The 13,569-nt window shown below is 60.1% G+C and carries 15 protein-coding genes and 3 pseudogenes; 7 read left to right on the top strand and 11 right to left on the bottom strand.

Annotated features, from left to right (window positions below):
* Positions 1 to 27: 27 nt before the first annotated feature.
* A complete protein-coding gene (locus H7847_RS11080) occupies positions 28 to 1,023 on the bottom strand; it encodes a YHYH protein (RefSeq protein WP_227269551.1) in 996 nt (331 codons plus the stop codon).
* Between the two features lie 100 nt (positions 1,024 to 1,123).
* Positions 1,124 to 1,654 (bottom strand): EF-hand domain-containing protein, encoded by a 531-nt coding sequence (locus H7847_RS11075; protein WP_227269550.1) that lies wholly within the window; start codon positions 1,652 to 1,654, stop codon positions 1,124 to 1,126.
* Between the two features lie 223 nt (positions 1,655 to 1,877).
* On the opposite strand from H7847_RS11075, the gene H7847_RS11070 reads away from it, so the two are divergent.
* From H7847_RS11070 to H7847_RS11055, 4 genes and pseudogenes are all read left to right on the top strand, one after another.
* A complete protein-coding gene (locus H7847_RS11070) occupies positions 1,878 to 2,591 on the top strand; it encodes a response regulator (RefSeq protein WP_227269549.1) in 714 nt (237 codons plus the stop codon).
* Positions 2,588 to 3,925: an ATP-binding protein gene (locus H7847_RS11065; RefSeq protein ID WP_227269548.1), complete on the top strand. Its 1,338-nt coding sequence runs from the start codon at positions 2,588 to 2,590 to the stop codon at positions 3,923 to 3,925. Before H7847_RS11070 ends, H7847_RS11065 begins: the two co-directional genes overlap by 4 nt.
* 255 nt (positions 3,926 to 4,180) lie before the next feature.
* Positions 4,181 to 4,429 (top strand): annotated as a pseudogene (locus tag H7847_RS27140) (recombinase family protein); the annotation flags it as partial.
* Positions 4,398 to 5,024 carry a plasmid pRiA4b ORF-3 family protein gene (locus H7847_RS11055; protein WP_227269547.1) on the top strand — a complete coding sequence of 209 codons (627 nt, stop codon included), beginning with the start codon at positions 4,398 to 4,400 and terminating at the stop codon, positions 5,022 to 5,024. The pseudogene H7847_RS27140 and the gene H7847_RS11055, both read left to right, overlap by 32 nt.
* A 56-nt stretch (positions 5,025 to 5,080) precedes the next feature.
* Here the strand turns inward: H7847_RS11055 and H7847_RS27360 are convergent.
* Positions 5,081 to 5,164: pseudogene (locus tag H7847_RS27360) on the bottom strand (DUF3883 domain-containing protein); the annotation flags it as partial.
* A gap of 673 nt (positions 5,165 to 5,837) precedes the next feature.
* Here H7847_RS27360 and H7847_RS11045 point away from each other — a divergent pair.
* Both H7847_RS11045 and H7847_RS11040 read left to right on the top strand, forming a co-directional pair.
* On the top strand, positions 5,838 to 6,362 hold the full coding sequence (locus H7847_RS11045; protein WP_227269546.1) for a TetR/AcrR family transcriptional regulator: 525 nt from the start codon (positions 5,838 to 5,840) through the stop codon (positions 6,360 to 6,362).
* Entirely contained in the window at positions 6,359 to 7,498 is a 1,140-nt protein-coding gene (locus tag H7847_RS11040; protein ID WP_227269545.1) for an MFS transporter, read from the top strand. The genes H7847_RS11045 and H7847_RS11040 overlap by 4 nt, the downstream gene beginning before the upstream one ends.
* 110 nt (positions 7,499 to 7,608) lie before the next feature.
* Here H7847_RS11040 and H7847_RS11035 read toward each other — a convergent pair.
* The 6 genes and pseudogenes from H7847_RS11035 to H7847_RS27135 form a co-directional block, all read right to left on the bottom strand.
* Positions 7,609 to 7,899, bottom strand: a pseudogene (locus H7847_RS11035) (DUF3363 domain-containing protein); the annotation flags it as partial.
* 66 nt (positions 7,900 to 7,965) lie between these two features.
* Positions 7,966 to 8,628, bottom strand: coding sequence for a hypothetical protein (locus tag H7847_RS11030; protein ID WP_227269544.1), 663 nt, complete (start codon positions 8,626 to 8,628; stop codon positions 7,966 to 7,968).
* A gap of 865 nt (positions 8,629 to 9,493) precedes the next feature.
* Entirely contained in the window at positions 9,494 to 10,156 is a 663-nt protein-coding gene (locus tag H7847_RS11025; RefSeq protein ID WP_227269543.1) for a hypothetical protein, read from the bottom strand.
* A complete protein-coding gene (locus H7847_RS11020) occupies positions 10,153 to 10,470 on the bottom strand; it encodes a nuclear transport factor 2 family protein (RefSeq protein ID WP_227269542.1) in 318 nt (105 codons plus the stop codon). The genes H7847_RS11025 and H7847_RS11020 overlap by 4 nt, the downstream gene beginning before the upstream one ends.
* A gap of 156 nt (positions 10,471 to 10,626) precedes the next feature.
* Positions 10,627 to 11,580, bottom strand: coding sequence for a helix-turn-helix domain-containing protein (locus tag H7847_RS11015; RefSeq protein ID WP_227269541.1), 954 nt, complete (start codon positions 11,578 to 11,580; stop codon positions 10,627 to 10,629).
* A gap of 175 nt (positions 11,581 to 11,755) precedes the next feature.
* Positions 11,756 to 12,136, bottom strand: a complete 381-nt coding sequence (locus H7847_RS27135) for a helix-turn-helix domain-containing protein (RefSeq protein ID WP_227269540.1) — start codon at positions 12,134 to 12,136, stop codon at positions 11,756 to 11,758.
* A 179-nt stretch (positions 12,137 to 12,315) separates the two neighbouring features.
* Between H7847_RS27135 and H7847_RS11005 the strand changes: the two genes are divergently transcribed.
* Positions 12,316 to 12,801 carry a glycosyltransferase gene (locus tag H7847_RS11005; RefSeq protein WP_227269539.1) on the top strand — a complete coding sequence of 162 codons (486 nt, stop codon included), beginning with the start codon at positions 12,316 to 12,318 and terminating at the stop codon, positions 12,799 to 12,801.
* Positions 12,802 to 12,889: 88 nt separating this feature from the next.
* On the opposite strand, the gene H7847_RS27355 is transcribed toward H7847_RS11005, so the two are convergent.
* Together H7847_RS27355 and H7847_RS11000 are read right to left on the bottom strand one after the other, a co-directional pair.
* Positions 12,890 to 13,039 (bottom strand): sunset domain-containing protein, encoded by a 150-nt coding sequence (locus tag H7847_RS27355; protein WP_455115530.1) that lies wholly within the window; start codon positions 13,037 to 13,039, stop codon positions 12,890 to 12,892.
* Positions 13,030 to 13,353, bottom strand: coding sequence for a hypothetical protein (locus H7847_RS11000; RefSeq protein WP_227269538.1), 324 nt, complete (start codon positions 13,351 to 13,353; stop codon positions 13,030 to 13,032). The genes H7847_RS27355 and H7847_RS11000 overlap by 10 nt, the downstream gene beginning before the upstream one ends.
* Positions 13,354 to 13,569: the final 216 nt, after the last annotated feature.

Genomic DNA, 13,569 nt, shown 5'->3' with positions numbered 1-13,569 from the left:
CCGCCAGAAACGAGGGCGCGGCGCTCTTCATCGGCAATACTCGCCGGTGACGATGTCGCCACCATTGGTCACGGTCCGGATCTTGAACAAGTAGCAGTCAGGCGTGTCGGACGGGGTGTAGCGGATGTAATAATTCTCGTCCTCGTAGCTGTAATCCATGCTACGGGTGCCATCCGCGCCCTCGGTGAAGACAAGGTTTTCGACACCGCCGTGCGGCGGGTGGCCCGGGGCCACGCCACGGCCCGTTTCCGCATCAACGAGAGGGGAGATACGGGGCAACTCGCGGATATCAGCGACCTCGCCCATGAGGCACTGCACGATGTAGGGCGCACCCTCGGAGGTGTGGTACCGATAGCCGAATGTCTCATCCGGCTGGCCGTTGCAGACATCAAGCACCCCGTCGGGAATGGCAGTGCCATCGGGGTTGGTGTCGCCATAGATCGGGAAGCCGTCGAATGCCCAGCCGATGATCGCACTGTGCCCGGCATTCTCCATCTGCGCGATCATGCAAATGGGTTTGACGTGATAGTGGTAGTCATCTCCGCGCCCGGCATGGCCGCCGCAGACATCGAGTTGCTGCGTTTGCAGCGTATCGTGTTGGGTCTGGTGGTGATAAAGGTCCGCCTCCGTCATCTCTCCACCGCCCGTGTAGTCAAAAATCGGCACGCCGTTCACCGCCACCCCGAGCGCTGCGTCGCGTGTTTGCGGTGTATTGCCCAACACCGGGGCCAGAGGGATCGGCGCATTATAGTCCAGGGCTGGCACCGGCACCTGTTCATTGGTCCCGACGATGCCTGTCATCAATTCGTGATCGGGATACATGTTTGAAGAAATCACGGCTGTACCGTTCTCGCAGGTGACGGTCACAACGTCAGAGAACCCCGCCTCTTCGACCGACGCGATGACAAACCCGCAGTGATCTTCTGCACCGTGGGCAAGTGCAGCGCCCGACGTGACGTCGACGGAAGTAGAGAGAAGGGTAAGTGTCAGAAAGATCGACGTGATTGAGGATCCTGATTGCATCTGTCTCCCTGTTCGTTTTGAGAGGTGCCGCCTATTCACGCAAACTCCGGCGGCACCTTTGGCGATAAGGCCGGGGCGACCCGCGCCGCCCCGCAGCCGGTCACTCCTGCGGTGCAGGCCGACCGCGCCGTTGCAGGGTCAGCGTTCCGTCCCCGTCGCGGTCCATCCGCTCGACAAAGCGCGCAACTCTGCGCTCCATCTCTTCGGGTGCGATCTGACCGTCGCCGTCTGCGTCAAGCGCCTGGAAAGCATCAACCATGCGCGCGCGCGTGAGGCTGCGGTAGAGCGTGTCGAACTCTTCTATGGAGAGCGCGCCATCGCCAGATGCGTCCACGTCTGCCACCAGCGCGGCGCGGTAGGTTTCGATCTCCTCTGGTGTGACGGCGCCATCGCTGTCGGCGTCGGCTTCATCAAAGATATCGCGCAGCATCTCGCCGCCGCGCATCTTGCCGCCGTGGCCCCGCCTGTGCTTTGCACCGTGATGATCACGGGCGTCGGCCCGGGCCATCTTGCCTTCGGCTGCGGGGGGTGGGGTTGGGTTCGCGCCGTCTTGCGCAGTGGCGACGACGGCACCAACGCCGAAGATGCTCAGGGCCAGTGCAGTCACAGCCAGTATTTTCGGTCGGTTCATTGGGTATCCTTTCCTTGGAAATCGAGGCGCCCATTCGCCTCGTCTGATTTCCATATGGACACCTCGTGCCAGAAAGGTTTGTCAGGCGGGGATCTTGTTTGTCGCGATCTGTCGCAATGGCCTGTGCTGATACAAATTGCGACAAATAAAATAGCGCCTAGACTCGGAGTGAGTGTCCCTTGCCGCTAAAAGAGGCACAAACCGGTCCGGTACAGGAGGTGAAATGGAGCAGACGGCCCCCCAGGTGATGATCGTGGACGATGCCCGCGATATCCGCGAACCGCTGGACAAGTATCTGCGCAAGCAGGGCCTGCGCACGCAGATGGCCGCCAATGCCATGGAGGCGCGTTGTTTGCTTGAAGAAAGCGAGCCGGCTCTGATCGTGCTGGACGTGATGATGCCGGGTGAAGACGGGCTGAGCCTGTGTCGATGGTTGGTGGCGCGGGGCGGCCCGCCCGTGATCCTGCTGACAGCCATGGCGGACGAAACCGACCGCATCGTGGGGTTGGAACTTGGCGCAGACGACTATGTCGTGAAACCGTTCAACCCGCGCGAGTTGGTGGCGCGCATCCGCGCCGTGTTGCGGCGCAGACCACCACCCGTGCCGCAGACGCCCAAGGGCCTCAGAAGGTTTGGCCCCTGGACGCACGACCCGGACGCGCAGGAAGTGCGGCATACCGACGGCCGCGTCGTCGCCCTGACATCCGGGGAAAGCCGGTTGCTGGGCGTCCTGCTGGACCATCCGCAAACGGTGATGTCCCGCAACAGGCTGCTGGACCTGACAGCCGGTCGTGACGCCAAGGCATATGATCGGGCCATCGACAACAGCGTGAGCCGATTGCGCAGAAAGATCGAAGTGGATGCGTCATCTCCGCGCCTGATCGTCACCGAATGGGGCGGGGGCTACCGGCTCACTGCAGATGTGGAACAGGTTTGAAAACGCTGAAAAGACTTTTGCCGGATGGCATCGCAGGCCGCTTTGCGCTGCTTTTGACCGCATCGCTTGTCAGTGCGAACTTGCTGGCGCTTGCGGTCCTGTCCTACGAGCGGACCCGCCTGGATCGCGCGGCTTTGATCGCCCGCGAACAGGAACGCATTGTCTCGCTGGTGCCTGCCCTGGAAGCGGCTCTGCCACAGGCCCGCCCCGGCCTGGCCAACTCCGCCTCGACCCGATCCTCCGAAGTGACGGTCGATCCGACACCGCTGGTCAGGACCCAGCGCGACACACCGCGCGCGCTCGCCCTTGCCGACGCACTGACCGAGGCCCTTGGCGGGCGTGACGTAAGGGCTGCGATCCGCGTCCAACGGGATGACGGAAAGGGCGGCAAAAAGGTGGCTGTTGTTGCATCCGTGCGCCTTGTCGTCGCCGAGGGGGAGGCTACACAATGGCTGAACATTCGGTCCCGTGGCAGGCGGCCACCGCCCCCGTGGATCGAAGAAGGTGCATTCCTCTTGATCCTCGGGCTGTCACTGGCCGCTATATTGGGCGTCGGGCTGATCTTTGTCCGCCGCTTGACGCAACCGCTGGCCACGCTTGCCACAGCCGCCCGCGCAGCAGGCCGCGGGGACCGAACGGTTCTTGTCAAGACGGAAGGACCGCGCGAGATGCGCGACGCAGCGACGGCCTTCAACGATATGCAGGTGCGCATCGCTCGCTTCGATGCAGAACGCATGCGCATGCTGGCTGCCGTGGGTCATGATCTGCGCACACCAATCACCAGCTTGCGCATCCGGGCCGAGATGCTCGAGCCCGAGGACAGCGATCCGATGATCCGCACCCTAGAGGAAATGACGGTGATGGCTGACGGCCTTGTGGCCTATGCCCGTGGAGCTGGTGAGAGCGAGGGCATGTGCGACATAGACCTCGGCGCGCTGGTTGAACGGGCCTGTGCGGAGCGGGGCGTATCATTCGAATGTGTTGACCCTGCCACTGTGCGTGGCCGTCCTGTGGCGCTCAGCCGAGCAGTCGGGAACCTGCTCGACAATGCCTTGCAATACGGAAAGGAGGCCCGCACGGTCATGACCCGCGCGGCGGAGACAGCGGTTGTAACGATAGACGATGGCGGCCCCGGTATTCCCGAGGAAAAACTTGCAGAGGTGTTCGAACCCTTCGTACGGGGCGAAGACAGCCGCAATACCAATACAGGCGGGGCTGGACTTGGACTGGCCATCGTTCGTGACGTCATCGCGGCCCATGGCGGAACAGTGACGCTCGCCAACCTGCCGGCAGCCGGATTACGCGCAACTGTAAGGCTTCCACTCGCACATTGAAGGTACCGCAGCTGGGTGAGGAGCCATCACTAGAGTACCAGTCATGCATGGTTTCTATGCGAAGACGAGGAATGGTCGGGGTGCGACGCGCCCTCGGACAGTTGCTGCGCAATACTGCAGTTCCCGTTGAGCCCACTTTGACCGACGCTGAGCGCCACACGGATGCCTGCTTCGGCGACAGCGGCTACACAAGGCCACTCCAATAGCCCTTAAACCCTCATCTGAGGTCTTTTCAAATACTCAGAAGCCGCCCCACTGACCCCACTGCGACGCACAAAGCGTTTCAGAAGGCTGTCGTCTGGGCTCGAAAACCAGGAACCACGCTGCCGCGAATATGCCTCCCGGAAAAATTACGCGGTCATTGAGTCTTTCTATGAGCGCGCTGTCTCAGGCGGGGTGGCGGACAGGCCGTCCTTCAATGCCATGCTTGGCTTGATCAAATCCCAAAGCGGGCCTGTGGTTGTTGTCATTGATGATATCAGCCGCTTGGCCCGAGACATTGAAAGCCATTGGGCACTGCGGCGCAGGCTCAAAGAGATGGGTGGAACCTTGGAAAGCCATACATCACCCTGCAGGTGTCGGCCATATCCGCCTCGACCGCTTCCACCTGACCATCCAGGCGGCCATGGGCTGGACCAACTCACATCTCTACATGTTCGAGGCTGGTGGCGCGACCTGGGGGCTGCCGGACCCGGACTTCGACGGCGATGACCTGCCCGCCAACAAGACCACTCTGGCCGAGCTGATCAAAGACACCGGCGCACGCACGATCAACTATCTCTACGACTTCGGCGACAGCTGGGACCACAAGATCAAGATCGGCAAGATCAGCGCTCCTGTCCCCGGCGAACTCTACCCCCGCCTCACAGACATTGCTGGCCGCTGCCCGCCCGAAGACGTGGGCGGCTTCCCTGGTTACGAAGAGTTCCTGGAAGCCATAGGCGACCCCAAGCACCCTGAACACGCCGATCTCAAAGCCTGGTACAGTGCGGCGTCTCCTGCGGTCCCCAGGCTTATCGGGTTCGGGTACCCGTTGCTCGACCGTATCGGCTACTTAGCCTCCACCGGCACCACCGACTCCATCTCGGCGGTGGTCTGAAATTCGGATAGAAATTCCGGACGCGTCTGCATCAGATACCGAACCACGCGCGCATTCCCGGCGATGTCATCGGCCAGCATCGCGAAGTAATCCGCGACGATCAGGTCGTTCTCTTTATTTGTCCAAGGCCCGTTTGACATGGTGCCAGGCTATGGATGGAAAGTTCCTTTTTCATCAAAGACTTCGCACCCTTGCGCAGCACCACGACGCAAGTGTTGGAGTTCAAAATGCAAAGTTATCGAGAAGATCAAACGCAAAAGATGCGCAGGCGCTACAATCTAGTTGCCTGAAATTATGAAGATTTTTGAACCCGACTCGCCGAAACCGCAGGGCGGGTGGAAAGAGACACGGGGCGTTAGAGACCGAAATCAGCCTTGCGGCCAGTCTCCGAAGGTTGGCTGGTCTTGCTAAAGTTCTTTGAGACAAAAAGAAAAAAGGCCCCGTTAAGGACCTCATCTTCGGTTTGCATTGTGCAAGTGGCGGGCCATGCGAGATGAATGTGCGAACTATTCCTTCGCCATCGCACTACGATGAGATGACTGCCCGATGCGCTGTAGTGAACAGTTCTGCGAAGCGGTACGCAAGCGCACTACGCTGGCGCACTGAAACCGTGAGCCTTCCGAGCGCCTTGTTGCTTACGACGGCTTTCGAGCCAACTTTGACCGATGATGTGCAGTGTACTAACGGCAGCTTTGGCGGATACGTTGTTTCTGGGCGAAGTGTTCCGCTTGGTGCCACACACATTCTCAGATATGCCGCCGCCCACCACACCTTTAAGCTTGACATGTAAAACGATCGTTTTACATTGGCTTTATGGATTTCAAGAAAGCCATCCTCGAGGCCGTCGAACCGCTCTTCGATCGCAACGGCTTCATGGCCTCCGGCATGGATCGGCTCACCGATGCGGCGGGGGTGTCTAGTCGGACTCTCTACAAACACTTCGGAAGCAAGACCGGCCTAATGGCCGCGGTACTCGACGAACGTGACCGACGGTTTCGCTCTCGCCTCGATGTCCAGACGGTCGACGCGTTCTTCGCCGCGCTTGAGGACTGGATCCGTATCGAGGGCGCGCGCGGCTGTCTATTCCTGAGGGCACTTGGCGAGACCGGCGGGGATACGCCCGAGATCGTCGCGGCGGTCCAGACGCAGAAGGCGTTCCTTCGAGAGCGGATCGGTGACATCGTTCGCGTTCAACTCGATGAACCGCGCGAGGACCTGGTCGATCAACTTCTCGTCCTCTTCGAAGGCGCGACGGCTGGAGCAGCCTACCGCGGACCGGAGGTCGCCTCTGCGGCTCGTGAGGCTGCGGACATTCTCGTCTCGAACGCGAGAAAATGAGTGCGACGCTTCGACTGGGTGCAACGGGCTTTGCCCTGATCGCGGTGTGCTATGGCCTCGCACGGTTCGCCTTCGGATTGTTCCTTCCGGAAATCCGCGCCGACCTGTCTTTGACGCCGACCTTTGCCGGGATGATCGCGGGCGCATCGTTCCTGGGGTATTGCCTCGCGATCGTCGCCTCTGCCGGGCTCGTCGAATGGTATGGCCCGCGCCCGATCGCCATCGGTGCCGGCATCGTCGCCGGGAGCGGTATGGCCCTGATCGCAATCGCCCAATCCCCTGCGGTCCTAGCGGCAGCCGTGCTCTTCGCGGGAATGAGCACCGGTCTTGCCTCGCCGCCGCTCGCAGCAGCGGTCGTTCTGGCTGTGGAGAGCCAACGCCAAGACACCGTGAACACGGTCATCAATTCCGGAACCGGCGCTGGCGTGGCGCTCTCGGGGCCCGTCGCCCTCTACCTCGGAGCCGATTGGCGGCTGGCCTACGGAGCTTTCACCGTAACGGCTGCGGCGGCCACGATAGCGACGTTCTGGGCCGTTCCGAGAGCTGGGACCAGAGACCCCGACGTCGCTCGCGGTCTTCCCCGGATGTCGGCCGATATCCTGATCCTTGTTATCGCAGCGTTTCTGATGGGCGCGGCTAGCACGGCGATCTGGTCCTTCGGCGGCGAACTCGTGTCGCGGAATCACGGTTGGGACGCACGTGTGATCGGAACCCTTTGGATCGTCATCGGTGCCGCCGGTATTGCAGGTGCCATAGCGGGACCGCTCTGTTCGTGGTTCGGGGTAAATGTCGTTCACCTCGCGTCCCTCGGCGGTCTGGCGGTCGGCATTTGGTTGGTAGGCTCGTCAACGTCCTTTCCCCCCCTTGTGATCGGTGGAGGCGCGTTGTTCGGAGCGGCCTACATCCTGCTGACCGGCGTCTATCTTGTCTGGGGCGTGTCGGCGCTGCCCGACCGGCCCGCAAGCGGGCTCACGGCCGCATTCCTCGCCATCGCGATAGGCCAGACCGCCGGAGCGCCAATCTTCGGCATAGTTCTCGATATGAGCAGCCCTGACGGGGCTACGATCATCTTCGCGTTGATCGCATTGATAGCCGGCCTCGCGCGCAGGCAGACCCGTCGCACGACAAGTTGTTGATCCATCCAGCATCCAGCTAGAATGGGAGACCTACCACGCCCTATGTGACTGTGCAGATCGCGCTGGCCGCTAGGTTCGGACGGCTCCGCCTCGATGGCGAAGTCGGAAATTGGCTGTTCAGCCCGCCCGCCCATTGCGCGGTGTATGGTCTTGATGATGTCACCCCGCACGGTGAGATCGCGTAGCGTGTCTTTGGCGCCCGGCTTGAGGGTCCAGACCGCTGATGCAAGTTTTTCGACGACGCCGAGCCGCTCCAGGGTCTGCGTGCGGCCGATCAGCCGTTGGCGCAGATCGGGGTCTCTCGGTTGCGGCGATCCCGGCCGGAGGTCTGCGACGCCGGCGTTGTTGTCAGCACGGCTGCGTAGCGCCTTGTCGAGGTCGGTCCAGCGTTCGGCCGTCACCTCTGCGTCGAGACCGGATGCGATCTCGCGCGCGGTGCGTGGTCCGAGTTCCAGCGTGACCAATTCTTAGGCGCGGGCGCGAAAGCCGCGGCTGATGTAATCGCGCGAGATGACGAGGTCCTTGCCGTCGTCAGCGCGGTCGCGGATCAGAACATGAATGTGCGGATTATCGGTGTTCCAATGGTCAACGGCGATCCAATCGAGCTGCGTTCCAAGATCGCGCTCGGCCTGGTCCATGAGGTCGCGCGTGAAGGCGCGGACATCGTCCATCGACCCGGCGTCCTCAGGCGAAATGATGAAGCGGAAATGGTGCCGGTCGTCTTCACAGGCTGACGCGAACGCGCGTTCGTCGGCAGCATTTCCGTCCCGGTTGGACATCGCTGCATCCCGGCCATCGCGGGTGACACCGTCGCGCTTCAGATAATCAATGCGTTTGGCGAGCGGCGCGGAGCGATAACGGGCGCCGCGATGGCGGACGATCCGCGCCTTGATGCTCACGCGCCGCTGGGTGCGGGAAAGCCCGCGCGCGACGCCGACAAAGCGGCCGCGACCGAAGCGTGATTTACCGCGGCCATTATGCTTGGCTCCGTCGAAGCGATAGCCGGTGTGTCCCGCTTTCTTCGCCGTGCACATGACCTGGCCGACGAAGCTCCTGGCCTTCTGGCCGCGGGCGCCGCGATCACGAATGCGCCCCGGTCTGATGCGGAGGTCATTGTCGCGCTTGCTCATGCGGTTCGCCCCTGTCGAAAGGCGGTGCACAGCAGAAATGCTGTGAAATCAGTAAGTGAGCAGTGTGTTTGGCACTGCGACGTCTTGCGAGGCGGATAAAAGGCTCAACAATAGCAACGCCGTAGGATCAGTTGGTGCGCGGCCTTTTTTCTCACCGTCCTGCTGTTGGTTCACTCTCCGCTCTCCACAAGCCGACAAAGAATGCGATGGAGCACGACGGAACGCGCCAATCTGCGAACGGGACCGTCATTCCAAAATATCCGCACCGAAGCGGACGAACAGTTCGTTCAATGGCTCTGGCATGTGCGGACCATCTGTGTGTGACGGACCATCTGAAGTCGTCGTCGGCAGCTCCAGATTGTCCACGTGCGGGGGCGTCGTGTTGCCGTCGACTTGCAGGACAAAAAGAGGCGCAACGCGCCAATCGGGTGCAGAGTTGTTGTAATCGGTTTGCAGAGACGCTGCAGGGCGCGCCGACTAACGGCGTCAACATCGCGAGATAGGCGCGTGTTTCGCGGGCAATGGGCGGCCCGTCCTGAGGTGTTCGGCGTAGCGTCCGGGTCCCGCATTGTAGGCGGCGAGGAAACCCGGCGCGCCGAAACGGTCGTACATGGCGCGCGGTTATCCCCGCGCGCTGTTCCTGCCCAAAGCGCAACACCTCCCGGGCATAACCTATTGAAAGATATGAAGGTGGCTCTCAGGTGGCGGGAGACACCAGGCCAAAAAAGGGGTGATTTCGTTAATCGTCAGCAAGATAAATCACAGGGCGATCTCGGCCAAAGCCTGATGCCGCAAAGACATCCCGCCGCCTGACCCGTAGACCGGCCTTTTGTACTTGTGACCGAGAATGTCTGCCCGCACCCGATCATCGATCCCGGCGGTGAGCAGCGCGTCTCCACCCAGTGCCGCGAAAAGGGCGGGCGGCTGACCAACGGATCGATAGCCTTGTCAAACCGCAGCTTGGCAAAGGGTTCTCAAGGTCCGTATGGCCCTTCAGCTCGCACCAGTGCCGAATGATCTGCGACAGGTGCCCAAAATCCTTGTGCGCCGTCTCGGCCCGGATCTCTCCCGCTTCGATCCGAGCCGCCCACCAGGCCCGAAAGGCCAGCGCATCCTCCCGCGTGATCCGATCAATGCCAGCCTTCGCGCGCCGAGGTACGGCCTTTTCGAAGTTAGACACCGCACGTTCTCTCGGCAGGCGCCACAGATGCCGCTGGCGGTCGGACTTCCGCATGTGCTTGGTCTTGGTCAGCGCGATGAACTCTTGCAGCACCTCCCGTAGAGGCGGCAAGGCCACCTCCACGCCGCCCAGGATCGCCTTGGCCACCTCGGGCGGTGTCGGCTGCGTCTCTGTGCCAGCCGCAGCCATCAGCCGGGGTAGGTTCTCCTCAAAGGAGCGCCGCAGCAGAATGTCACTCGGCACGTAGTCAAAACCGCGGCTTTCGGCCATCCGCTTCGCCGCGGCAAACTTCTCATGCGCCAACGCCTCTTCGCCCAGCTCAAGCAGATGCCACTCCGCCCGCTTCAACTCCTCCAGCTCAAACGCCTTGCGTTACCGTCATCGGTAGTAGAGGTGTTGCTCCACTGAATGAGCGCCCATTGCGGGTCGGCGAGCACATCATATCTGAAGTCGATGATTTTCATGTTTTTACGCGTTTTCCATCCACCGATCAGGGCGCGCTCAATGATCGCGTCGCGGCCTTCAATGCGGGTCGGCGCGTCTTCAGCAGCGTAGGGAGAGGTAAAGACGCAGTCTTCAGCGAGAATCTCGCGATGACCATCAGAATTTCGGGTTTCGGTAAACTTGAGAAAACGCTCGATGACGGTTTTCGTATTGGTCATCTGGATCTCCTGACAACACAAATTTAGGCTGACGGACGCGTTTTAAAGCGAAGGACCCGCGAGCCGGTACAAGAATTGCACTTTTTCAGCGGCGGATATTTCCCGATCCGCGCAAGTGGTAGCGAGATCGAAACATTCGATGAAAAGAGAGACGTGTCAGGCCTGCCGCACGACGCCGGGCGTTATGCCGAACTGGCGTTTGAAACAGGCTGTCAGATGTCCCTGATGGGCGAAGCCGCATGCATAGGCGATATCGGCGACGGGAAAATCTGTGTGCCGAAGCATTTCCATCGCTCTCTCGCCCCGCCGACGCTGGACGAAAGACCAGACCGGCTCGCCCATCGCAGCCTTGAACGCGCGCGAAAAATGACCGGCCGACAGACATGCGATGGCTGCGAGTTCCGCGACATTCAGGCGTTCGCCGATGTGCGCTTCAACATAGTCGATTGCGCGTGCAATGCGCCTGTCTGCTGGTGAGCCGGTGCGGTTGATTTGAGAGGCAATAGCCGCCGGGCGATCTGGCGGCCCGGGCCAGGTGCCGTTCGTTGCAGGCATATTCCGTATCTTGGGACCCACATGTTTTAACAATTGGGCGACAAGCGATAACGCAAGACCATCGGCCATTAAATCAGACGCGACAGCGCTTTGTTCGCTTTCAAACCAAAGCCCCATGACCAATTCTTGAACAATATTATCTCGAAAAGCCGACTGTGTGTGAAGCGGCTCGAAGGCGTTCGAATCCGTCTGCGGCGCTCCTTGCAGGACGCAGTCGACCATCGCCTGTGGAAGGCATACCAACAGCAAACTGTAGTCATCACCGCATTCGTATTTTGCTTCTGTGTTGGGCAGACAAAGGCGAATATCACCTTTCTGCAGTCGGGAGGCGGAAGACCAACCCGCGCCAAGATCGAAACGAAATGGTAAATCTCCATCCAGGACGATACCAACCACGAGCTCCGGAACCGCCGGAAAATAGACTTCGTTTGCGGATCGTTCGGTTTTGACAAGCTGGATTTTATCTGAACCGCAGGAGCGGTGGATGCGAGGAAATTTCGACAGTTCGCTGCGCACATGGTACTCGGAAAAGGACTGATAGATTTGCTCAGGCATTATTACCGCCGCGCGCGTTGTGCGACCCGCGGCTCGGGGGCAGGTTCGGGGAAGCGTGAACCGCGGGTCGACGCCGCACCGAAGTGCCGTTCCACGCACGAGGGGCGTTCCTCGGGCGAAGAGGCCGGGCGTGGAGGCCTGCTTCGGGCAACGATGCGAATGGTATTGAGCATGATCAAATCATGCCGATTCCGCTGCCGACGCGCTTACAGATTACACCGTTCGTTTGACAGCATCGGGTGATCCGGCAGGATGCAGGATTGCCGGGAATTGACGCCGTGGCCGGAAACGATTTGGAACGCCAGTCGTTCCGCAAAGCGCCCGGCGTCACGCCAAACGTCTTCTTAAAGACGCTGGTCAGATGCCCTTGATTGGCAACGTTGCAGGCATAGGCGATCTGGTCGATGGACCGCTGGTGGTTGTGAGCTTGCCTTTTGTTATGGTTGGGAGTGGCTATACGCCACCAACATCTGAGGGGTTCTTGCCTTTTGCAGTGCCGGAAAAGCAACGCGACCCGACCAATCTGTCTCAACGGATTTTGTCCCAGGTGAACCACGCTCTGCGACAGTCAAACACGGCAGAGATAGCAGACGCCCGTGATTGTCTGCGGGGGGATTGGAACGCCGTTGCATGCCTTCCATTTCTCGACCCTGCATCCGGCAGACCCTCGAAAGAGTACATAGGTCCGATGGAAAACGTCCCTGCAGACATCGGGAAAGGCCAAGCAACAGACGCGTGTACGCCTATCTCCATTCGGTAAAGGACAAGGATCGCCACATCATGGAAGCTTTGGTGAACAGCGGGTATCATATTGACCTGCATTGCGATGGCGTTGACATATCTCCGGCAGACGGGATCTCGTGCTTAAACCAGCCGCTTGGCTTGTCAGAAGTTTTTGAGGGCTACAGCCTGGTACTCCATCAAGCGGGGCTTGGTCTATCAACCGGCTGCTTGCTGTCAGGGATGCCACAGCTTCTGGTTCCAAAGCACGTTGAAGCGCATATGACGGCTGCGCGGCTTGAAGAACATGGATTTGGCACCGTGCTGTCCCATTCGCAGCAAGGTGTTGAAACGCAGTTGCAGGCCGCTCTGGAGTATTTTTTCGACCCAACAGCTGCAAAGGCTCGTCAAAGAAACGCGAAACGGGCGCGATCTTGGGTCAATGCTAGGAACTGGACATCACAAATCACTGGAATACTGGCACAGGCTTCGTCGCCGTGAGTGGTGTCATGGGCCAGTTGGTGTAAGTGATGCCTGTTCATCAGTGTCTGGTTTGGAGACATTGGTTTCCATTTAGAGGATTGCCGTCCTAACGCTCTGCAACAGGACGCCAGCCCGCAGCGAGCGCTTCGCCTTCATCACAAAACCAGTGTTGACTGTCTTTGACGTCAATCTTGGTGTTCGTGTAATTCGGCGACCAAGGCGTGTGGTAGATTCTCAGCTTGTTCTTTACACCCAAGATAGCCCACCGACCATCAGAAACGGCCAGCTCGCTTCGGTCGCTTGCTGAGGCGAAAATCCAAGACCTGTCATGATCAGCGACGCCGAAAAAATGCCGCCAATGAGAGCAACACTGGTTGCGGCCACCCCTTCGGCGCCGCCAAGAAGATGTCCCATCATACCAGAAGCGCTCATGACCTGGCCTGTCAGCAGGGTCAGAAGACCGGATGCAATGCCATTCAGGAGGCCACCCAGAAGCATCATTCCGGCTACATTTTCTAAGAAATCCAATTTGACGCCCCTCAAACCTATGCAACTAGCCTGAAAGATCATGTGTGATCCTGCGGTCTGTCGCGATTTTGCCATTTGCCACTGGCCTTGTTGGGCACGGCGGTTGGCACCGGGTGAAGAGGGTTTTGTCATGTTTTATGCAAGGGCCGAGGCGTATCACCTTTTTAAAGGGTGGCCGGGCACGTTGTTCTCTGCCCTGCGGGAAAACATCCTCCCAACCCGGAGGCGGCGCACCGGATGCGGGATCTGACGGTCTTT

The organism is Roseobacter weihaiensis (assembly GCF_020622345.1).
In the GTDB taxonomy this organism is placed as follows: Bacteria; Pseudomonadota; Alphaproteobacteria; order Rhodobacterales; family Rhodobacteraceae; genus Roseobacter; species Roseobacter weihaiensis.
The sequence above is the reverse complement of the archived record's forward strand: the minus strand, read 5'-3'. Positions and strand labels throughout refer to the sequence as shown.

Excerpts from the sequence above, each read along its gene's own strand:
- H7847_RS11080 (WP_227269551.1), bottom strand. The coding sequence starts at position 1,023 with ATGCAATCAGGATCCTCAATCACGTCGATCTTTCTGACACTTACCCTT.
- H7847_RS11075 (WP_227269550.1), bottom strand. The coding sequence starts at position 1,654 with ATGAACCGACCGAAAATACTGGCTGTGACTGCACTGGCCCTGAGCATC.
- H7847_RS11070 (WP_227269549.1), top strand. The coding sequence starts at position 1,878 with ATGGAGCAGACGGCCCCCCAGGTGATGATCGTGGACGATGCCCGCGAT.
- H7847_RS11055 (WP_227269547.1), top strand. The coding sequence starts at position 4,398 with ATGATATCAGCCGCTTGGCCCGAGACATTGAAAGCCATTGGGCACTGC.
- H7847_RS11045 (WP_227269546.1), top strand. The coding sequence starts at position 5,838 with ATGGATTTCAAGAAAGCCATCCTCGAGGCCGTCGAACCGCTCTTCGAT.
- H7847_RS11040 (WP_227269545.1), top strand. The coding sequence starts at position 6,359 with ATGAGTGCGACGCTTCGACTGGGTGCAACGGGCTTTGCCCTGATCGCG.
- H7847_RS11030 (WP_227269544.1), bottom strand. The coding sequence starts at position 8,628 with ATGAGCAAGCGCGACAATGACCTCCGCATCAGACCGGGGCGCATTCGT.
- H7847_RS11020 (WP_227269542.1), bottom strand. The coding sequence starts at position 10,470 with ATGACCAATACGAAAACCGTCATCGAGCGTTTTCTCAAGTTTACCGAA.
- H7847_RS11015 (WP_227269541.1), bottom strand. The coding sequence starts at position 11,580 with ATGCCTGAGCAAATCTATCAGTCCTTTTCCGAGTACCATGTGCGCAGC.
- H7847_RS11000 (WP_227269538.1), bottom strand. The coding sequence starts at position 13,353 with ATGATCTTTCAGGCTAGTTGCATAGGTTTGAGGGGCGTCAAATTGGAT.